Source organism: Actinomadura livida (assembly GCF_014648675.1).
Lineage (GTDB): Bacteria > Actinomycetota > Actinomycetes > Streptosporangiales > Streptosporangiaceae > Spirillospora > Spirillospora livida.
In genome coordinates this window covers 18,584-38,468 of sequence record NZ_BMRO01000011.1, presented here as the reverse complement: position 1 = coordinate 38,468, position 19,885 = coordinate 18,584, and the positions used below count along the sequence as shown (strand labels likewise).

13 protein-coding genes and 1 pseudogene are annotated in these 19,885 nt (G+C 71.5%); 10 read left to right on the top strand and 4 right to left on the bottom strand.

From position 1 onward, the window contains the following. Positions 1-163 precede the first annotated feature (163 nt). The 5 genes from IEZ03_RS25100 to IEZ03_RS25080 all read left to right on the top strand — a co-directional run bounded on the left by IEZ03_RS25100 (position 164) and on the right by IEZ03_RS25080 (position 9,867). A complete protein-coding gene (locus IEZ03_RS25100; protein ID WP_184887739.1) occupies positions 164-3,337 on the top strand; it encodes a glycosyl hydrolase 115 family protein in 3,174 nt (1,057 codons plus the stop codon). Positions 3,338-3,370: 33 nt separating this feature from the next. Then, complete coding sequence (locus IEZ03_RS25095) at positions 3,371-4,732, top strand: glycoside hydrolase family 10 protein (protein ID WP_184887741.1); 1,362 nt, start codon at positions 3,371-3,373, stop codon at positions 4,730-4,732. Between the two features lie 211 nt (positions 4,733-4,943). Continuing rightward, positions 4,944-6,251, top strand: coding sequence for a cation:proton antiporter (locus tag IEZ03_RS25090; protein WP_184887743.1), 1,308 nt, complete (start codon positions 4,944-4,946; stop codon positions 6,249-6,251). Between the two features lie 120 nt (positions 6,252-6,371). Beyond that, positions 6,372-7,334, top strand: a complete 963-nt coding sequence (locus IEZ03_RS25085) for a DUF5954 family protein (RefSeq protein WP_184887745.1) — start codon at positions 6,372-6,374, stop codon at positions 7,332-7,334. 397 nt (positions 7,335-7,731) lie between these two features. Next, entirely contained in the window at positions 7,732-9,867 is a 2,136-nt protein-coding gene (locus IEZ03_RS25080; protein WP_184887747.1) for an ATP-binding protein, read from the top strand. On the opposite strand, the gene IEZ03_RS25075 is transcribed toward IEZ03_RS25080, so the two are convergent. From IEZ03_RS25075 to IEZ03_RS25065, 3 genes are read right to left on the bottom strand one after another with little or no spacing between them, the layout of a single operon-like run. After that, positions 9,794-10,300, bottom strand: coding sequence for a hypothetical protein (locus IEZ03_RS25075; protein ID WP_184887749.1), 507 nt, complete (start codon positions 10,298-10,300; stop codon positions 9,794-9,796). The genes IEZ03_RS25080 and IEZ03_RS25075 overlap by 74 nt on opposite strands. Continuing rightward, complete coding sequence (locus IEZ03_RS25070; protein WP_184887751.1) at positions 10,297-11,532, bottom strand: hypothetical protein; 1,236 nt, start codon at positions 11,530-11,532, stop codon at positions 10,297-10,299. Before IEZ03_RS25070 ends, IEZ03_RS25075 begins: the two co-directional genes overlap by 4 nt. Position 11,533: 1 nt before the next feature. Next, positions 11,534-12,661 (bottom strand): hypothetical protein, encoded by a 1,128-nt coding sequence (locus tag IEZ03_RS25065; RefSeq protein WP_184887753.1) that lies wholly within the window; start codon positions 12,659-12,661, stop codon positions 11,534-11,536. A 240-nt stretch (positions 12,662-12,901) separates the two neighbouring features. Between IEZ03_RS25065 and IEZ03_RS25060 the strand changes: the two genes are divergently transcribed. The 3 genes and pseudogenes from IEZ03_RS25060 (at position 12,902) to IEZ03_RS25050 (ending at position 18,135) form a co-directional block, all read left to right on the top strand. After that, on the top strand, positions 12,902-16,045 hold the full coding sequence (locus tag IEZ03_RS25060; RefSeq protein ID WP_184887755.1) for an AfsR/SARP family transcriptional regulator: 3,144 nt from the start codon (positions 12,902-12,904) through the stop codon (positions 16,043-16,045). Between the two features lie 463 nt (positions 16,046-16,508). Then, positions 16,509-16,993, top strand: a pseudogene (locus tag IEZ03_RS25055) (DUF2397 family protein). A gap of 323 nt (positions 16,994-17,316) precedes the next feature. Then, a complete protein-coding gene (locus IEZ03_RS25050) occupies positions 17,317-18,135 on the top strand; it encodes an alpha/beta hydrolase-fold protein (RefSeq protein WP_184887757.1) in 819 nt (272 codons plus the stop codon). 6 nt (positions 18,136-18,141) lie between these two features. On the opposite strand, the gene IEZ03_RS25045 is transcribed toward IEZ03_RS25050, so the two are convergent. Next, a complete protein-coding gene (locus tag IEZ03_RS25045) occupies positions 18,142-18,543 on the bottom strand; it encodes a YbaB/EbfC family nucleoid-associated protein (protein ID WP_184887759.1) in 402 nt (133 codons plus the stop codon). A gap of 49 nt (positions 18,544-18,592) precedes the next feature. On the opposite strand from IEZ03_RS25045, the gene IEZ03_RS25040 reads away from it, so the two are divergent. Together IEZ03_RS25040 and IEZ03_RS38160 are read left to right on the top strand one after the other, a co-directional pair. Next, positions 18,593-18,925 carry a hypothetical protein gene (locus IEZ03_RS25040; RefSeq protein WP_184887761.1) on the top strand — a complete coding sequence of 111 codons (333 nt, stop codon included), beginning with the start codon at positions 18,593-18,595 and terminating at the stop codon, positions 18,923-18,925. Beyond that, positions 18,922-19,854 carry a WXG100 family type VII secretion target gene (locus tag IEZ03_RS38160; protein ID WP_221480864.1) on the top strand — a complete coding sequence of 311 codons (933 nt, stop codon included), beginning with the start codon at positions 18,922-18,924 and terminating at the stop codon, positions 19,852-19,854. The genes IEZ03_RS25040 and IEZ03_RS38160 overlap by 4 nt, the downstream gene beginning before the upstream one ends. Positions 19,855-19,885: the final 31 nt, after the last annotated feature.

Sequence of the window (19,885 nt, the reverse complement as noted above, 5' to 3'; positions counted from 1 at the left end):
GCCGTGCGCCTCCATGCGCCCAGATCAGAACCGATATGGGCCGATTAGAGGGAAAGAGGTGGTTGACGAGAGAGACGGCTGAGGCTATTTTCCAGTCGGCTCTCGAAAAATATCGAAAAGTTTCGAGACGCCCCCCGCCGCTCCCGCAGTGAGGAGACAGCCGATGGGCAGACCGCGCCGGATGTGGAAGTCGAAGCTGTTCCTGGCCCTCGTCCCGACCGTCATCGCCTTCACCGCGCCGCCCGCCGCCGCGCTCCCCGCCGACCGCGGTGGACCCGGCCGCGTCGGTTCCGGCCATGGCGCACCGAACCCGTCGTCCTATATCTCGTTCCGGGACGGCCGGGGCCACTTCCCGCTCGTCGAGGACGGCAGGGCCGCGCCGCTCGTCGTCAGCGACGCCGACCACCCGGGCGTCGTGCGGGTCGCCGGGGACCTGCGGGCCGACATCGAGCGGGTGAGCGGCGAGCGGCCCGCGCTGTCGGCCGACGGCACGGTCCCGTCCGGGAGCGCGGTCGTCATCATCGGCACGATCGGCAAGAGCCCGCTCATCGACCGGCTCGTCTCGTCCGGGAAGCTGGACGTGCGGGACGTCGAGGGCAAGTGGGAGACCACCCTCGAACAGGTCGTGGAGCACCCGATGCCCGGCGTGCGGCGCGCGTTCGTCATCGCCGGCAGCGACCAGCGCGGCACCATCTACGGGGCCTACGACGTCTCCAGGAACATCGGCGTCTCCCCCTGGTACTTCTGGGCCGACGTCCCGTCCCCGCGGCACGGCGACATCTACGTGAAGCCGGGCCGGCACACGCAGGGCACACCGGCCGTGAAGTACCGGGGCTTCTTCATCAACGACGAGAACCCGGCGCTGAACCGCTGGGCGCCGCGGTTCTTCGGGCCGGGGAAGGCCGAGGGCTACCCCAACGGCTTCAACCACGAGTTCTACGCCAAGATCTTCGAGACCATGCTGCGGCTGAAGGCCAACTACCTGTGGCCCGCCGTGTGGGGACGCGCCTTCGCCGAGGACGACCCGCTGAACCACGCGACCGCGAAGAAGTACGGCGTCGTCGTGGGGACGTCCCACGAGGCCCCGATGATGCGCGGCATCGAGGAGTGGAACCGGCACGCGACCCCGGCGGAGCGGGACGCGGACGGCAACATCACCAAGCCGGGCAGCGACCCGTACGGCGGGACGGGCGAGTGGAGCTTCCGCCGCAACTCCGACGCGATCAAGCAGTACTGGCGGGACGGCGTCGAGCGGATGGTCGAGGAGGGCTTCGAGGGCGTCGTCACCATCGGGATGCGCGGCAACGGCGACGTCGGCCTGCCGGACGGCGACGGCATCGAGCTGATGCAGAGCATCATCGCCGGCGAGCGCGAGATCCTGGCCGACGTCACCGGCAAGGAGGCGTCCGAGACCCCGCAGGTGTGGACGCTCTACAAGGAGGTCCAGCGCTACTGGGACCGGGGCATGCGCGTCCCCGACGACGTGACCGTCGTCTTCACCGACGACAACTGGGGCAACATGCGCAAGATGCCCGCGAAGGGGCTGCCGGAGCGGGCCGGCGGATACGGGCTGTATTACCACTTCGACTACGTGGGCGGCGGCCGCAACTACAAGTGGGTCGACACCGCGCAGCTCGCGAACACGTGGGAGCAGCTGCACCAGTCGTACCAGTACGGCATCCGCAACCTGTGGGTCGCGAACGTCGGCGACTTGAAGAGCAACGAGCTCCCGACACAGTTCTTCCTCGACTACGCCTGGGACCCGGACCGCTGGCCGCTGCACAAGCTGGGCGAGTGGGAGCGGCAGTTCGCCGCGCAGAACTTCGGGAGCGGGCACGCGAAGGAGATCGGGGAGGTCCTCGGGGAGTACGGGAATCTCCAGGCGCTGCGCAAGCCGGAACTGCTCAACCGCCGCATCACCCTCGACCCGGAGAAGGACCTTTCCACCGACCCGAGCGCCGTCGTCTACGACGACGAGGAAACGCCCTTCTACCTCAATCAGTACCGCGAGATGGACGGTGTCACCGCCCGGTGGCACCGGCTCGCAGAAAAGGCCGAACGGATACGCCGGCGCCTGCCGGACGAATACCAGGACGCCTATTACCAGCTCGTGTACTACCAGGTGAAGGCGACGGCCAACCTCTACGCGCTGCGCGAGGCCGAATTCACGAACATCCTCTACGCGGAACAGGGACGGGCGGCCACCAACGACTACGCCGACGAGGCCGAGGCCCGGTTCGACGAGGACCAGGCGATGTCGCGCTACTACGACCACGAGCTGGCCGGCGGGAAATGGGAGGGCTTCCAGAGCCAGCCGAAGATCGGCTACGGCAACGTGGCGCGCTACGGCCCGAACGCGCCCTGGCAGCAGCCCGAGAAGGACCACGTCGCGCTCCCCGACGAGATCTACCCGCATCTCAAGCGGATCGAGGTGCCGGACGGCTCGGAGATGGGCGTCGCCATCGACGGCTCCGACGAGTGGTGGCCGAAGGCGGAGACCGAGGCCGTCCTGCCGGAGTTCAGCCCGTACCAGAGCGCGCCCCCGCAGTACATCGAGGTGTTCAACCGCGGCACCGACCCGTTCGACTACCGGATCACCCCCGGTGAGCCCTGGGTGAAGGTGTCCCACGCCAAGGGCCGGGTCGACGAGCAGGTACGGGCGACCGTGTGGATCGACTGGCGGCGGGCGCCCAAGGGGACCACGCGGGTGCCGATCGAGGTCGCGGGCGCGGACGGCCGCACCGTCACCGTCCAGGCCGTGGTCGACAAGCCGGAGCCGTCCCGGGCGCGCGGCTTCGTCGAGGCGGGCGGCTACGTCTCCATGGACGCCGACGGCTTCACCCGGGCGGCCGCCGCGGGCGGCGCGCACTGGAAGCGGATCCCGGGAATCGGCCGGACGGACGCCGGAATGGAGCCGTTCCCCGTCACCGCGTCCAGCCAGGAGCCGGGCAAAGGCCCGCGCCTCGAATACGACATGACGCTGACCACGACCGGGCCCGTGAAGGTCTGGGCGTACCTGTCGCCGCGCAACAGCGTCCTTTCGACCGAGGGCCTCGAATACGCCGTTTCGATCGACGGCCAGGAACCGCAGGTCGTGAACATCACCGAGGCGACGGGCGCGAACGACACGACCATGAACAAGCAATGGGAGAGGAACACCTCCGACAACGTCAACCGCACCGTCACGACGCACACCGTCACCGGACCGGGGACGCACACCCTGAAGTTCTGGATGGTCGACCCGACCGTCGTCCTGCAGAAGATCGTGGTCGACACCGGAGGACTCAGGACCTCCTATCTCGGGCCCCCCGAAAGCCGGAGGGCCGGGTTTCGCTGAACCCCCCGCCCACCCCCAAGGAGGAACGAAACCATGAGAAGAGCACTCACCGCGGTGCTCGGAGCGGCGACACTGCTCCTGGCCGTCCTGGTGGCCGGCGCGCCCCCCGCCTCGGCGGCGAGCACGCTGAAGGAGGCGGCCGCCGCCAAGGGCATCGTCTTCGGCACCGCCGCCGCCCAGAGCCACATGGGCGAGTCGGCCTACGTCAGCACGCTCAACCGCGAGTTCAACCAGCTCACGCCCGAGAACGAGATGAAGTGGGAGACGACCGAGCCGTCCCGCAACTCGTTCAACTACGGCGCGGCCGACCAGCTCGTCGGCCACGCGCAGTCGCAGGGCATGGCGGTGCGCGGGCACACGCTCGTCTGGCACAGCCAGCTGCCCGACTGGGTCGAGGGGATCTCCTCGCGCACCGAGCTGCTGGACGTCATGCGCAACCACATCTCGAACGTCGCCGGCCACTTCCGCGGCGACATCGACTACTGGGACGTCGTCAACGAGGCGTTCCAGGACGGCTCCGGCGCGCGGCGGGACACGGTCTTCCAGCGCGTCATCGGCGACGACTACATCGAGGAGGCGTTCCGGGCGGCGCGCGCGGCCGACCCGGGGGCCGAGCTCTGCTACAACGACTACAACATCGACGGACGCAACGCGAAGAGCGACGCCGTCTACGCCATGGTCCAGGACTTCAAGCGCCGCGGCGTCCCGATCGACTGCGTCGGCCTCCAGGCGCACCTGATCGTGGGCAGCCTCCCCGGTGACATCCAGGCCAACATCCAGCGGTTCGCCGACCTGGGCGTGAACGTCTACATCACCGAGCTCGACATCCGGATGCAGACCCCGCCGAACAGCCAGAAGCTGGCGCAGCAGGCGAGCGACTACCGCGCGGTGACCTCGGCATGCGTGGCGGTGGCGGCCTGCAAGGGCATCACCGTCTGGGGCGTGACCGACAAGTACTCCTGGGTCCCCGACGTCTTCGAGGGCGAGGGCGCGGCCCTTCTGTTCGACGACGACTACAACAAGAAGCCCGCGTACGACGCCACGCTCGAAGCCCTCGGCGGCGACCCCGGCGACCCCGACGACCCCGGTGACGGGAGCGTCACCTGCACCTACACCCGCACCGCGCAGTGGAACAACGGCTTCAACGGCCAGGTCACCATCACCGCCGGCAGCAGCGCGGTCAGCTCCTGGACGGCCGTCCTGACCATGAACTCCGGCCAGGACATCCAGGCCCTCTGGAACGGGACCCCGACCAGGAACGGCAACGTCGTCACGGTCAAGCCCGCCGGCTGGAACTCGAACCTCGCGGCGGGCGCGTCCGCCTCCTTCGGGTTCACGGCGAGCGCGCCGAACGGCAACGTCTCCGACCCGGCGCTCGCCTGCAGCACCCCCTGACCCCCGCCCGTCCCCGATGACCGAACCACCCCCTGACGGGCGGCACGGCGGCAGCTCCCAGGCCGCCGTGCCGGCCGCCGTTCTGGGCGCCGGGTCGTGCAGGTGACCCGGGGTTTCAGCGGCGCGGGCGGGACCGTTAAGGTCGTGGGGCTGATCCGCCGGGTCTGACCGGGTTCGGCATGCACGTCCGTCGAAGTCTGAAAGATCCCGGATGACGAACCTCCTGCTTGTCTTCTCGGCACTCCTGCTGCTCGCGGTTCTGGTGTCGGCCCTCGTCCACCGCACCGTCCTGTCGACGGCCGCCCTGTTCCTGGTCGGCGGGTTCCTGCTCGGCCAAGGCGTCACCGACGTGCTGGTGCTGAAGCCCGAGGACGAGATCGTCAACACGCTCGCCGAGCTGGCGCTGTTCGCGGTCCTCTTCACCGACGGCATGCACGCCGGGTGGAAGGAGGTGCGCAGCGCCTGGCGGCTGCCCGGACGGGCACTGGCCGGGGGCCTGCCGCTGACCCTGCTCATCACGGCCGCGCTCGCGCACTACGTGGTGGGCCTCGGCTGGATCGAGTCGCTGCTGATCGGTGCGGTGCTCGCGCCGACCGACCCCGTGTTCGCCGCCGCGCTGATCGGCAACGAGAAGGTGCCGCCGCGCCTGCGCCGCCTGCTGAACGTGGAGTCCGGGATCAACGACGGGGTGGCCCTCCCGTTCGTCATCGTGTTCCTGGCGATCGCCCAGGGCTCGGACGACCTGCACATCGACGAGCTGGCGGTCGAGCTGAGCCTCGGCGTGGTCATCGGCGTGGTGATCCCGCTGGCGGCGCTGGCGCTGGAACGCACCCGGTGGTTCGCGGTGTCGCCCAAGTTCGAGCCGCTGAACGCGCTCGCGATCGGGATGCTCGTCCTCGCGGTGGCCCAGGCCACGCACGGCAACCTCTACCTCGCCGCGTTCGCCGCCGGCGTGACGGTCGCGACGGTCGGCGACCACTACAAGGAGCAGTTCGAGGAGTTCGGCGAGCTGATCGCCGAGCTGTTCAAGCTCGGCGCGCTGCTGGTGTTCGGCGCGCTGCTGTCGCCGACGTTCCTCGGCGAGGTCGGCTGGGCGGGCTGGGTGTTCGCGGTGCTGGCCCTGGTGGTCGCGCGGCCGGTGGCGATCTGGGTGTCGTTCCTGCGCTCGAAGCTGACCGCCCGCGAGCAGGCCGCGGCGATGTGGTTCGGGCCCAAGGGGTTCGCCTCGGTGGTGTACGGGCTGATCGTCCTGGAATCGGGCATCGCGGCCGGCGACGAGATCTTCCATCTCGTCGCCGCGACGATCGCGCTGTCGATCCTGCTGCACTCGTCCACCGACGGGCTCGTGGCGCGCGGCTTCGACAACGAGCGCGAGGTCCCCGCCTGGTTCGACCGCGACGGCGACGGCGACGGCGACGGCGAGACGGACGACGCGTCCCCGGCCGAGAAGACCGGGCCGGCCGCGAAGACCGAGCCGCCCGAGAAATCCGAATCGTCCGGGTCATCGAAATCCCGCTGACCCTGCCCCGCCGACCTGAACATTGCACCGATTTTCTTTTTCCGGTTAATTGCCGCAAGCCCGCCGGTCGAAATCACGAAACCCGTGCGGGAATGCGGGCCGGACGGCCAGGATGCGGGCATGACCTTCCCGCTGATGCACGGGTTCGACCACCTCAACGTGGTCGCCGACCTCGACCCGGTCGCGGCGGTGCGCGACAGGGAACTCGGCGAGCGGATTCTTCGCTATCCCAAGATCCTGCCCGCCGGGTCCCCTTGTTTCGGCCATGCAGTGCAAAAGGGAAAAGAGTGGCGAATCGGATGTCTCGGCTCCGATGATCCGTCCGCCGCCCGGTACGGACTGGCCATGGATCTGCGGACGGAGGCGGCCGGGGAGCCGGACCCCTGCACCGCCCGCGCGATGCTGGCGGCGGCCGCCAGGCTCGACCCCGAGGAGGGCCCGCAGCTCGCCAAGGACGAGTGGGAGACCGGCGACCGCAGGTACCGGATCATCCGGGTCGAGAAGTTCATCCTGATCGGCGACCGGGTCATGGAACCACCCAGGGCCACCGACGCCGACCTCGCCGGCGACGGGCTGCTCCGCGGCCACCCGCTCGACCCGGCGGCGCCCTGCGGCCAGTGGGAGGCGCAGCTCCGCCTGAACCTCGTCGCGCGGCTGCCCGTCCCCGGCACCGTCCCGGACATGATCCGAACCGAGGCCCGGCACGCGATCCAGGCGCACCCCGGGGTCGTGCTGCTCCCGCCCACCTTCATCGTCGTGGAGGTCGACGGCGACTCCTGGGCGCCCCTCACCGGCGGGGACGACCCGGACCAGGCCCGCGACCGGCTGGCCCGGCACTTCACCGGCCTGCTCCCCCGGCTCCGCGAGTTCCAGAACGACCCCGCCACCCCCGCCGAACTCGCCGAGTGGACGGCGCTCGCCGACGAGATCAGGGCGTCGACCGGCCACCGGATCGTCGTGCGCGGCCGCGAGTTCCGCACCGTCCGCGTCTGCCGCATGCTCCGCCTCGGCCGCGACGGCCCCGAGTCCCCCCGCCCCTGCGACCAGGACCAGTACGGCTTGACCGACACCGCCGAAGCCTGACCCCCTCCCGAACCCGCGTCGGCCTCGCGCGCATCGCCGGCGGTCACGTCGCCGTGCACGTCACGGAGTCGAACGACCCGCCCGCCCGGCTGTTGAGGACGTTCGGCAACGCCGCCGCCCGTCGCGGCGGCGTTGCGCTGCGCCTGGTTCCGGAGTGCGCACGCCCCCGCCCCGGGCCCGGTGTCATCGACCATGAGGAATTTCGCGGTGGGGGCGGCGGTCATCGGCATCCGCCCCGGCACTCCGAGACGGGTGCCGATCACCATTCTCGGCACCCCATTAAGACATGCCCCAAATGGGAAATAAAGCTCGCTAGTTACCTAAAGCGGGACACCCAGGTACGTTAACGGAAAAGCGGGCGATCGACACGCCACCGAGCCAATGGGATGGATAGAACGTGCAGTCTCCCGACGAACGGGACCGCTGGACCAACGAGCTGACCGGGAGGATAGCGGGATCCAGCGTCCAGGCCGGGTCCATCGCCGGCGGAGTGCACATCACCGCGCCCGGCGCGACACCCCTCCCCTCGCCCGCGCAACTGCCGCCACCCGGGCTGTTCGCCAATCGGCACAGCGAGCTGCGGCGGCTGGCGGCGCTCGCGGAACCGCCGGGGCTCGTGGTCCTCACCGGGCCCGGCGGCGTCGGCAAGACCACGCTGGCGCTGCGCTGGCTGCACGGGATCAAGGACTGCTACGAATGTCAGCTGTTCATCGACCTGCGCGGCTTCTCCGGAACCGAGCCGCTCCCGCCCGACGAGCCGCTGGAACGCTTCCTGCGGGCCCTCGGAGCGGCGCCGGAGAGCATCCCGGCCGGCACCGACGAGCAGTCCGCGCTGTTCAGGTCCATGACCACCGGGCGCCGCCTGGTCGTCATGCTCGACAACGCCGTCTCGGCGGCGCAGGTCCGTCCGCTGCTGCCGGGCGCCGGAGCGTCGCTGGTCGTGGTCACCTCGCGCCACCGGCTGACCGGCCTCGTGGTGGACGGCGCACGGTTCCTGGACGTCGACCCGCTCGGCGAGCCGGGGGCACTGGAACTGCTGGAGCATCTGATCGGAGCGGACCGGATCGGAGCCGAGCGCGACCACGCCCGGTCGCTGGTCGAACTCTGCGGCACCCTGCCGCTCGCCGTCTGCGCGTCCGGCGCCCGGCTGGCGGCGCGACGGCGCTGGCCGATCGCCCGCGCGGTGGCCGAGCTCGGCGACGAGGCCCGGCGGCTCGCCGCGCTGCGCACCGGCGAAGGCGACATCTCGGTCAGCGCGGTCTTCAACACCTCCTACCTGGCGCTCGACGAGGAGCACGCCACGGCGTACCGCCTGCTCGGCGTCCACCCGGGGCCCGATTTCTCCGTCGCCGCGGCGGCGGCCCTGATCGGGACGGACGAGGACCGCGCCGCGGAGCTCCTGGACGGCCTGGTGGACGCCAGCCTGCTCCTCGAAGGCCCCGGCGACCGGTACGGCTTCCACGACCTGGTCCGCCTGCACGCGCGGGACGCGTCCCTCGCCCCGGAGTCCGGCCGCGAGACCGCGTTCGCGCGGCTCGCCGACTGGTACCTGACGACCGCCGTCGCCGCCGACCGCACCCTGATGCCGGGACGGTGGCATCTCGGCGAACGGTACGCGGCGCCGCCGGACGACCTGTTCGCGTCCCGCCCGGCCGCGCTGGAGTGGCTCGACCGGGAACGGCCGAACCTGGAGGCGGTCGCGCGGCAAGCACACGAGAACGGACTCCACGCCGTCACCTGGCAGCTCTCCGAGGCGATGTGGCCGCTGTTCCTGCAGCGCAGGCACTACCGGTCGTGGATCCGGATGTACGAGCTGGGGCTCGCCGCCGCCGAGTCCGCCGACGACCTCAGGGCCCAGGGACGGATGCTGGAGGGGCTCGGGATCATCCGCCTCAACCTCCAGGACCACGGCACGGCGGCCGTCCACTACGAGACCGCTCTAGACCTGGAGCGGCGGGCCGGCCACCGGCTCGGCGAGGCCTCAGCGCTCGAAGGACTCGGCGTCGTGGCGCTCGCCACCGGCGACCCGTCCCGCGCCACCGAGCTGTTCGCCCTGGCGCGGGACGTCCACGCCGATCTCGGGCGTCCGCGCGGAGTCGCGCTGATGGACAGGCACATCGGCGAGGCGCTCGGCATGGCCGGCCGCCACACCGAGGCCGAAGAGACCCTTGCCCGCGCGCTGGAGACGTTCACGCTGCCGGACGAGCCCTACCACCGGGCGCGGACGCTCACCTGCCTCGGCCAGGCCCGGCTCCGGGCGGGACGCCCGGACGAGGCCGCCGCCGCCCTCCGCGAGGCGTACGACGTCGCGCGGGAGATGGACGCACCGCATGTGGAGGCCGGCACGCTGCGCGAGCTGGCCCGGGTCGCGCAGCACCGCGGCGAACCCGGCGAGCGCCCGCTGCTGGAACGGGCGCTCGCCATCTACACCGAGCTGGGTTCGCCGCAGGCGGCGGAGGTCACAGCGCGGCTCGCCGCCCTCCCGGACGCGCCGCCCGGCGATCCCGGAGCCGGGTCAGACCGACCACCGTGACCGTGTTCCCACGCACGAGGGTGAGCCGGGTGAGCGCCCCCGGCCGCCCGCCCGCCACCAGCCAGGCATGGAGGGCGGACGCGTACAGGGCCGCGTCGCCGGCCGCGCACTCGCCGCCGAGGACCGGATCGAGCCGCGCCTCCAGGCCGCCGGCCGCCACCAGGCACCCCCGCGCGGTGACGGCCACCGCGACGAGGCACCCCGGGTGGGCCGCCAGCAGCCGGGCCGGGTCCCCGGCACGGCCGACGATCACGTCCGCGCACGCCCGCCAGGCCCGGGACGGCTCGCCGTGGCCGACCACGAGGTGCTCGTCGCACGGCGGCGGGACCGGGCCGCCCCCGGGCGGGCGCCGCAGCGTGAGCGTCCGCCCGCCGATGAGCACGCGCACCGGTCCAGGCAGGTCGTCCCAAACCCGCACCAGCCTGGCCATCACGCCGCCCATGCGAGGCCGGCGGGCGGGAGCGGGACGGGCTCGACGTCCGGCGGCCGGTCCCGGTCGGGCAGCCGCAGCAGCCGGTACATCTCCCCGCGGATGAGGCGGGCCGCCTCGCCCGGCCGGGAGCTGATGGCGCCCCGCATCGCGGCATGGACCCGTCCGGTGAAGGCGTGCACCGCCTCCTCCAGCTGCGGGGCCAGGGGCCGGTCCCAGTCGGCGCGCGGCGCGAACGCGCCGAGCCCGGTGACATGGGTGCCGGGCGCCACGGCGTCCTCCGGGAAGGTGCCGAGCAGCACCGGCACCCCGATCGCGGCGCCGTAGCAGGTGACCGACCCGTGGTCGCCCAGCAGGACGTCGGCGGCGACCAGGCCCGCCCGCCATCCCTCCTCCGGAGGGAACAGCCGGACGCCGAGCCGCCGGCACTCCGCGTTCCAAGCGAGGACCTGGCGCCTGCCGTGGAAGGACCACACGTTCGGGTGCAGCGCGGCGACGACCTGGTACCGGTCGCGCGGAAGCCCGGCCGCGACCCGCAGCAGCAGGTCGGGATAGCGGCCGAGCAGCGAGTCCTCGTTCCAGGTGGAGCTGACGAACACGAGCCGCCTGCCGGGCCGCACCCCGAGCTCGCGGCGGTACGCGTCCCGGTACGGCAGGCTCGCCACCAGCCGGTCCAGGCACGGGTCGCCGCCGGTGAACGCCACCGGGCGCGCCTCGGGGCACTCGCGTTCGAGCATCTCCAGGTGCCGGTCGTGCGCCAGGACGATCGACGACGGCACGACCCGCCCGCCGACGACGAGCCGCTCCCTGATCAGTCCGCTGACGGGGCGCGCGGCGGTCGGCCCGGCGCCGGCGTAGCGAGGGAGGAGTTTGCCCGGGCCGATGCCGTGCGGCACGGTCATGACCGGCCCGTGCAGCTTCTCCAGCATGCCGTGCCCCGCCGCCACGACGAGATCCCACCTGGTGCTGCGCGCCTGCCGCCAGGGCAGCACCAGCCCGCCGAGGTCCCGCAGGTGCGCGTGCAGGCCGCCCGTGTTCGCCGAGGCCGGCGCCGCCGTGTAGGCGACCGCGACCCGCAGGTCGGTCTCCAGTAACGGCATGACGTCGGCGAGCCGGGTCGCCGCCGTCACGTGGTGCGCGACGGCGAGGACCGTCCGCCGTGCCCGTACCGTCGAGCCCTTGAGGGCGTCCAGGCCGAACGGGCCCGGCACCCACGCGTCCGCCGAAGAGTCCACTTCAGCCTCCCTGCGGGACGGGGCAGAGCGGCTCCCCGGCCCGGACGCCGATGCGGAACGGCGGCGAAACCGGGTCCGCCGCGGGGATCGTGGCGGGCTGCGGCAACCGCAGCAGCCCGTACATCAGGCTGCGCATGTTGCGGTCGAACCGGCCCGGCTCGGACGTGATCCGGTCGGCGACCGGCCGGACCCGCTCCGGCCGCCACCGCGCCGCCGCCTCGGCCAGCTGCGGGCGGACGGGCCGGTGCGCCGCGAGCCGGACGCTGAAGAGGCGCAGCGCGTCCCCGGGCGGCGGCCCGGTGATGAGCACCGGCGCCCCGGTGAGCGTCCCGTACCTCGTGACCGGGCCCGGGGGCCCGAGGATCCAGTCGGCGGCTACGAGAGCGGCCCGCCAGTCCGCCTCCGGCGGCAGGAGCCCCAGGCCGCACCGCAGCAGGGCGGCGACCCCCGGCCCGCCCGGGCAGCGGTCGCCGCCCGGCTCGGGAACACCGAGGACGTGGTAGAGATCGGGCGGCAGTTCGGCGAGCAGGCGGCGCACCACGTCCTGCGACCGGCAGCGGGTGCACGGACCGGTGCCGCCGGCCGTGGGCAGGGCCACCACGACGAGCCCGCGCCCGACGACGCCCAGGGCGCGCCGGTAGAAGTCGCGCAGCGGCAGGCTCGCCACCAGCCGGTCGTGGTCGGAGTCGCCGACCACGTGGCCGTCCTCGGCGCCCGGCGGGCGGTCCAGATGGTGGGCGTAGGTGAACACGGCCGGTGCGGGCCTGTGCTTGACGTCCGCCGGGATCGTTCCCGGCAGGGCGATGAGCGGCGCGCCCGGCGGGCGCCCGGGGATCCGGTGCGCGGTGACGACCAGGCCGACGTCGCCGTCAGCGAGTTCGGACAAGCGCAGCGGTGCCGCGCCCGCGTCCCGGAGCATCACCTCCACGGCCGCCGAGGACGGCCCGGGGGCCGCCGCGAAGAGCACGCGCAGCCGCGGGTCGGTTCCCGCGAGCCGCGCAACGTCCAGTGCGGGCTGCCCCGGTGCGGGCGAGCCCACCACAACCAGCACGGTGCGCCGGTCCCCCAGCCGTCCCCACCAGCCGGGATCGAACCCGCTCAGGGCCCGGCGCCATTCAAAGCCGGTCATTGCCGTCAACGAACCCCCTTTGACCTCGGATGCGAACATCCGTCCCTCCGTCGCAGGTCGAATTGACCTGCCCTCCGGGTTCGAGTGTCCGCCGGAGAACTTGACGAAAACTTGCAGTCATCCTGACCCGGTAAGTAGTGGGACAGCGGTACAGACCTGTGAATAACGGCTAAACCCTGGCTATTCGGTACAAGCGATGCCAAAATTGGCACAGGAGGAGATTTCCACAAAGGGGAACCGGTGGAGTTCCGCGTCATAGGCCCCGTCGAGCTGTGGATCGACGGCCGGCGACACGACCTCGGAACGACCAAGGAACGGTGCGTGCTGGCAGCCCTGCTGCTCAATCCGCGCCAGCCGGTGCCCGTCGAAACCCTCATCCGCCGCGTCTGGGACGACCCTCCGCCGGCGAAGGCGCGGCAGAGCCTGTACTCCTACATGACGCGGCTGCGGGGGCATCTCAAAGGGGTGCCGGGCGTGGCGTTGCCGTCCCGGCAGGGCTCCTACCGGATCGACGTCGCCGACGAGTCGGTCGACCTGCACCATTTCCGGCTCCTGCGCGACCAGGCACGCGCGATCGCCGAGAGCGGCGACGAGGAGTACGCCCTCGACCACTACCGCAGGGCGGCCGCGCTGTGGCGGGCGGAGCCGCTCGCCGACCTCGGCGGGGACTGGGTCGAGCGGACCCGCCACACCCTGCGGGAGGAACTGCTCACCGTCACCTTCGAGCGCATCGACCTGGAACTGCAGCGCGGCCGCCACGCCGACCTGGTACACGAGCTGTCGGACCTCGCCGCGCGGCATCCGGACGACGAGCGCCCGGTGCAGGGCCTCATGGTGGCGCTCTACCGCTCCGGGCGGCAGGCCGAGGCCCTGGAGACCTACCGGCGCACCCACGACCTGTTCGTGACGAAGTCGGGAACGGAGCCGAGCCCGGCGCTGCGCGACCTCCAGCGACGCATCCTCCGCGGCGACCCGGCGCTGCTCCGCGTCCCCGGAACCCTGCTGGGCGCCGGCCGGCCTCCTCGCGTCCTGCCGCACGACGTCCCGCGGTTCACCGGCCGGGAGGCGGAGCTGCGGCAGCTCATGGCCGCGGTCCCGGACGGCGGCGCACCGGCGGGGTCCGCGATGACCGTCCTCGCCATCGACGGGATGCCCGGGGTCGGCAAGACGGCGCTCGCCGTCCGCCTCGCGCACCGGCTGGCCGGGGACTTCCCCGATGCCCACATCTTCCTCAAGCTGCACGCGCACGACCCCCGGCAGGAGCCGGTCGACCCGGCGGACGCGCTCGACACGCTGCTGCGCATGATCGGCGTCCCGGCGACCCGGGTGCCGCGGGCGCTGGACGAGCGCGCCGCGCTGTGGCGGTCGCGGCTGGCGGGCAGCCGGGCGATCATCGTGCTGGACGACGTCGCCGGGCACGACCAGGTCAGGCCGCTGCTGCCCGCGTCCGCCGGCTGCCTGGTGATCGTGACGAGCCGGCGGCGGCTGACCGGGCTGCACGAATCCTGGCCGCTGTCACTGGAGGTGCTGCCGGTCCGGGACGCCGCGGCCCTGTTCACGGGGATCGCCGGGGCCGGGCGGGCACGGGCCGACCAGGACGTCGCCGCGGTCGTGGAGCGCTGCGGATGCCTGCCGCTCGCCGTGGGGATGGCGGCGTCACGGCTGCGGCACCGCCGCGCCTGGGACGCCGGCGACCTGCTCGCCCGGCTCACCGCCGACGACCGCCGGCTGGACGAGCTGCGGGACGGGGAACGTGAGATCACCACCGTGTTCGGGGTGTCGTACCGGGGCCTGCCCTCGCCGCTGCGGGATGCGTTCCGGGCGTTCGGCCTGCTTCCCGGCCCCGACCTGACCGCGCACGTCGCGGCGGCGGCGCTCGGCCGGCCGGTCCGAGAGGCGGAGCGGATGCTGGAGGAGCTCCTCGACCGGCACCTGATCACCGAGCCGGCCGGGGGCAGGTACCGCTTCCACGACCTCGTGCAGGAGTACGCCCGCCGCCTCGCCCTCCAGGTGGACGGGGAGGCCGCGCGGCGCCGGACCGTCCACCGCGTCCTGGACTTCTACCTCGCCGCGGCGGACCGGGCGGACCACCTGCTGACCCCGCGCCGCCGGCCGGGCGCCGCGCGGATCGCGCATCCGCCGCCCGAGGTGCCGCCGATGGCGGACGGAGCGGAGGCGGCCGCATGGTTCGCCGCTGAGCACGGGTGCCTGCTGACCGCCGCCGCTGAGGCGCACCGTGCGGGCTTCCCCGAACACGTTACCGGGCTCGCCCAGGCGCTCGCCGGGCATCTGGAGGCGCGCGGGGACTGGGACACCGCCGAGCGGCTCCACTCCAGGGCGATCCGCGTCCTCCGCGACACGGGCGGCGGTCTCCGGCTCGCGCACGCGCTGGCGGACCGCAGTCTCGTTCGTTTCCGCGGCGGCGAGTACGGCACCGGGCTCGAAGACGCCGAAGAAGCCCTGACGATCTACCGGTCGATCGGTGAACGGCATGGCGAGGCCGAAATTCTGGCGCATATCAGTCTCATTCACTGGCACCGGTCGAATTTCCAGGAGGCCCTGTCCCGGTGCGAGGAGGCACAGGACCTCAGCCGTTCCATCGGCGACCGGCGCGGCGAGGCGCGAAATCTCGATCATGCGGCGATTTTCCTGGAGTTCATGGGCCGTTACGGGGAGGCCGAGGCGCGGCGGCTCCGCGCATTGTCGGTGTTCACCGAGATCGATGACCCGCGCGGCCGGACGATGGCCCTCAACAACATGGGCGACCTGCTCCTGCGCATGGGCGATGTCGACTCGGCAGTGGGTTACTACGAGCGGACGGCGGAGGCCGCCGCCGGGCTCGGACGCCAGCACCAGGCGATCATGCTCATCAACACGGGCAATGTGCACCGGCATACCGGCGGTTACGACGCCGCCCTGGAGAATTACCGAAAAGCGCTCGCGATCGCGATGGAAATCGGCGACCGGCGAAATCAGATCGAGACGCTGATCGGCATTGGGGCGACCTTTCAGAGCATGGGTCGATATGGCGAGGCGCTCATTCACCATCGGCGCGCTCTGAACCTTGCTCGGGCCATCAATGAACGCTATGAGGAAACACGCGCCCTGCGCCATTTGGGCGAGACCCTCGCCGCGTCCGGCCGCTACCCGGCGGCCGTGGACCAGCTGCGGCGGGCATGCGACCTCGCCGAGCGGATCGGCGTCCCGTACGAACTGGGCAAGGCCCTCGACGGCCTCGGCACGGCGTTGCTGCATGTGCAGGGCAGGGGCGCGGCCCAGGAGTGCTGGCGTCGCGCGCAGGCGATCTTCGAGTCCAGCGGCACCCCCGAGGCCCGGGAGCTCGACGCACGCCTGCAGGACACCGACGACTCCGCGGGCACGTAGCAGAGAATCGCAGAAAATCTAACCAAAGCCTCACTATGGTCAATACCCTGACCAAGGCCCACCAAGATTGTGCTTCTGCCCACGCGGAGCATCGGCCACCACTATCCTGTGTCGGGAATTCCGGACCCCTTCTGGTTTACACGGAACGAAGGACTGTAGATGGTCAGGCGCGCTCTATCTGTTATCACCGTTTCCACCGCCTTCGTCGTATTGACAGCAGGTACGGCGTGGGCTGTACATATGACCTAATGGTCACCCCGTGGGCTCGTCCCCGTACGGACGCACTGAGCCAGTGAGCCGGCTCAGGGGCCCCGTGATCCACCTCGGCCGCGGCGGCTCTTGAGTCGCCCGCCCGGCGAGCAGGAACGCCGCGGCCTCCCCGACACCGCCGAAGCCTGACGAGGGGCCGGAGCCGGACGGGCGGGACGCGGTCATCGCGGAGCCGGCCCGGTCCCGCGCGGCGATGTCTGACCATGGTCCTGTGACGGATCCGGACTCGGGGCCGGCCGGGCCGCAGCCGTTCGCGCATCTCAGTGTGCCGAACGCCGCGCTCTACCGGGAGGTGCTACTGGCCTTCGGGCGGGCCAAGGAGCGGTTCATCGTCCACCTGCGTCCCGAGGGCGTGGCCGCCGAACTTCGCCGCGACGGCGACGAGGGCGGCTCGCCCAGGCGCTGGACGAGCTGGTCGAGTGGGGCAACCTGCGGGCCGATGCCGACACCGGCCGCGTCACCACCGTCGAGGACTTCCACCGCAAGCGGTTCCTGTTCCAGCTCACCGCGGCGGGGCAGGCGGCCGAGCAGGCCATCGCGTTGTACGAGGAGGCGATCGGGCGCCGGGGCGTCCTGCAGTCGGTGGCGCTCACCGACATCGCCGACCATCTGGCGGCCCTGCCGCAGCTGGTCGCCGAGTACCGGCGCCGCTCCCCCGTCCGCGGTGAGCATGGGTGAAGGAGCCAGGCCCCGCGCCATCACGACAATGCGCAGACGGAAACCGGTCGCCCATCTGCGCGCGACCTACCGCGCCATAAAGTTGATCATGCTTGCGAGCGGTTGCGCGACCTTCGTGCCTGCGGGCGGCAGCGCGCAACCGAGCTCGGAATCGAGCCCGCGTTCAGTACGTTCACCAACAGCTTGTTGTCGCTCGACACGTTCGCCGGCGGGCCGGGGGCGAAACGCAGGAGCAGCCTGCCCGAGGACGCCGAAGCCTGACTCGAGATCTTCCTAGAATCGCCGCATGGCGACCTGGGCGGCGAAGCCCGCGACACTGCCGGATGCGGTGCGGTACTCGCTGGTGGCGGGCCCGGGGCCCACCGACCGGTGGCGGGTCTCGGTGGCGCTGCCGCCGTCCGCGGAGGAAGGCCCGTTTCCTGTACCTGCTCGACGGCTTCCTGACCTTCGTGGTCGCTGCGCAGATCGCGCGGACGACACGCTGGTTCTCCCTGGGGCAGTTGCGGCCGGTCGCCGTCGTCGGCATCTCCCCCGACACCGACGACCCCGGACGCCTGGTCGCCCAGCGCGCCCGTGACCTGACGCCCACCGACGCCGCCTCCCCATACCTCCGCACGAAACCCGCCTACGGGACGGGCGGCGCCGGCGCGATGCCCGACCTGATCCGCAAGGTGATCGCGCCGCACGTGGAGTCCGTCCACCCTCTGGACCCCGCCGACCGGGGACTCGGAGGTTTCTCCCTCGGCGGCCTGATGACCTGCTGGACCCTGCTGCGCCGCCCCGAGGGGTTCCGCAGGTTCCTGGCGGTGAGCCCGTCCCTCTGGTGGGACGACCACCTGCTCCTGGACGACCTCCGCGCCCCCGTCACCGACCGCGGCGCCTGCGACGTCTACCTCGCCGTCGGCGAGCGGGAGGACAGCCCTGACCGGGGCTGGCCGATCATGCCCGCCGAGATGCGCGAGGATTTCTCCGGCCTCGACATGGTGGCCGACCTGAGCACCTTCACGGCCCGCCTACGGACTCACCCGGACGTCGACGTCCACACGGAAGTGCTCCCCGACGAGCAGCACGCGACAATCTGGCCCGCCGCCATATCCCGGGCATTGATCCGTCTCTACCGCGCCGACCGCCCCGCGGCGTGACCGTCGTCAGGGCTGGAACTTGCGGTGGGCTTCGGCGATGTCGCTTGTCAGCCGCTCCAATGTGGCCTCGAAGCGCTCCGCGGTCTTGTGGAGGTTCAGGTCGCCGCCGAAGATTCCTTCGGTGTCCTCCCGGATCCGCTCGTGCAGGCGGTCGATCGCGGCATTGACCGCGTGCTTTATCTCCTCGGCGAGTCCGGCCGCGTCGCGCCGCGGGCCCGCCCGCAGCGCCTGGGGGTCGATGGACAGCTCATCGATTCGGCCCTCATGGCTGACCGTGACCCTGATCAGGCCGTCCCGTGACCGCCCTTCGGCGCGCAGTGCGGCCGGGGCGACGGCGGGAGTCGCATTCCCATCCGGTTCGGCCAGAACACGTTCCCGCCTGGACTTATATGGGGGCTCGAGGTCCATCTTGACTCCTGCCTTCTACCGCTATTGACCTCGCGGCTAACATGATGCCATGTCCGATGAGTTCAGCGTGAACGTTCCGGGACTCCGCTCGGCGGGAACGTCGATGCAACAACTCGGCGCCCGGCTCGACGGCCGGCAGGAATCGTTGAAATCGCAGGTGGCAGGGTCTTCGGCGATATGGGGCTCGGATGAGGAAGGGTCCGTCTTCGAGGGCGGCTATCTGGAAGTGACGGCGCGACTGGGCGAACTGCTCGGCGGCCTGGCGGAGGCGTTCGACACCGTCGGCGTCAACCTCGGGGTGAGCGCCGACAATATCGCGGCCGCCGATGATGCGACCCGCGAGCAGATTCACGGTATCCAGCAGAGACTCGGGCGCCCATGACCCTGACGTTACCGCCCGTACTGGCGGGGCTCGTGGAAAAGGCGGGCGGGCGGTGGCCGCAAGCGGACGAGGACCGGCTCGGCGAACTCGGCGAGCAGTGGCGCTCTCTGGCGGGTGAGATGCGCGGCCTGAAGGGTGACGGTTCGGCGGTCTCCCGTCGGGTGGGCGGCGAGAACCAGGGCGCCTCGATCGACGCGTTCGGGCGGCTCTGGGAGACGTTCGAACAGCACGTAGACACGGTGTGCGGTGCGCTCGACGCGATCGCCGACGGGGTCCGGGCGATGGCGCAGGCGGTGCTCGGGGCCAAGACCGCCATCGCCGAGGCCGCCGCCGCGACCTACGGCAAGATCCTTGAGGTGCGCCGCCGGGCGAGCATGTCGGGCGGGATCTGGTGCGTGATCGGAGTGGCCGTCCTGTGGCTGCTCCGGTTTCTGGGCCGTTACATCCTGCGGCTGCTCGGCTGGCTGGTCAAATGGATCTGGCGGGGTATCGTCTGGCTTTTCAAGAAGGCCGCCGCCGCGATCGCCGCCGCGTACTCCTGGTTCAAGGGGCTGTTCAAGGGAAAAAAGGACAAGAAGCCGTCAAAGACGAATCCGTGGGCCAACGGGAAGCCCCCGCAAAAGGCACAGGACAAGGTGCCGAAGGAGTGGGGCCCCGGGCAGGCGAACAAGAAGGCGCTCAAGGATCCCAGCAAGCCGGGCTGGCGGTGGCGGGACCCCAATAACCCCAACAATGGAATCCGCATTGACAAGGGCGATCCCAACAGCCCCTGGCCGAGCCAGCGCGTCGATCATGTCGTGATAAACTCGAACGGCAAAATCCTGGACCGGTACGGGAACCCTATCAAGGCGCCGAAACCGACCAAGACGCCTGAAGCCCATATCCCGCTGGACGAGTGGCTGAAGTGGAGCGGTTGGAGTCATCCATGAGCCGGCACACCCCTTTTCCCCGGAGTGACGT

Excerpts from the sequence above, each read along its gene's own strand:
- IEZ03_RS25100 (WP_184887739.1), top strand. The coding sequence starts at position 164 with ATGGGCAGACCGCGCCGGATGTGGAAGTCGAAGCTGTTCCTGGCCCTC.
- IEZ03_RS25095 (WP_184887741.1), top strand. The coding sequence starts at position 3,371 with ATGAGAAGAGCACTCACCGCGGTGCTCGGAGCGGCGACACTGCTCCTG.
- IEZ03_RS25090 (WP_184887743.1), top strand. The coding sequence starts at position 4,944 with ATGACGAACCTCCTGCTTGTCTTCTCGGCACTCCTGCTGCTCGCGGTT.
- IEZ03_RS25085 (WP_184887745.1), top strand. The coding sequence starts at position 6,372 with ATGACCTTCCCGCTGATGCACGGGTTCGACCACCTCAACGTGGTCGCC.
- IEZ03_RS25065 (WP_184887753.1), bottom strand. The coding sequence starts at position 12,661 with ATGACCGGCTTTGAATGGCGCCGGGCCCTGAGCGGGTTCGATCCCGGC.
- IEZ03_RS25050 (WP_184887757.1), top strand. The coding sequence starts at position 17,317 with ATGCGGTGCGGTACTCGCTGGTGGCGGGCCCGGGGCCCACCGACCGGT.
- IEZ03_RS25045 (WP_184887759.1), bottom strand. The coding sequence starts at position 18,543 with ATGGACCTCGAGCCCCCATATAAGTCCAGGCGGGAACGTGTTCTGGCC.
- IEZ03_RS25040 (WP_184887761.1), top strand. The coding sequence starts at position 18,593 with ATGTCCGATGAGTTCAGCGTGAACGTTCCGGGACTCCGCTCGGCGGGA.
- IEZ03_RS38160 (WP_221480864.1), top strand. The coding sequence starts at position 18,922 with ATGACCCTGACGTTACCGCCCGTACTGGCGGGGCTCGTGGAAAAGGCG.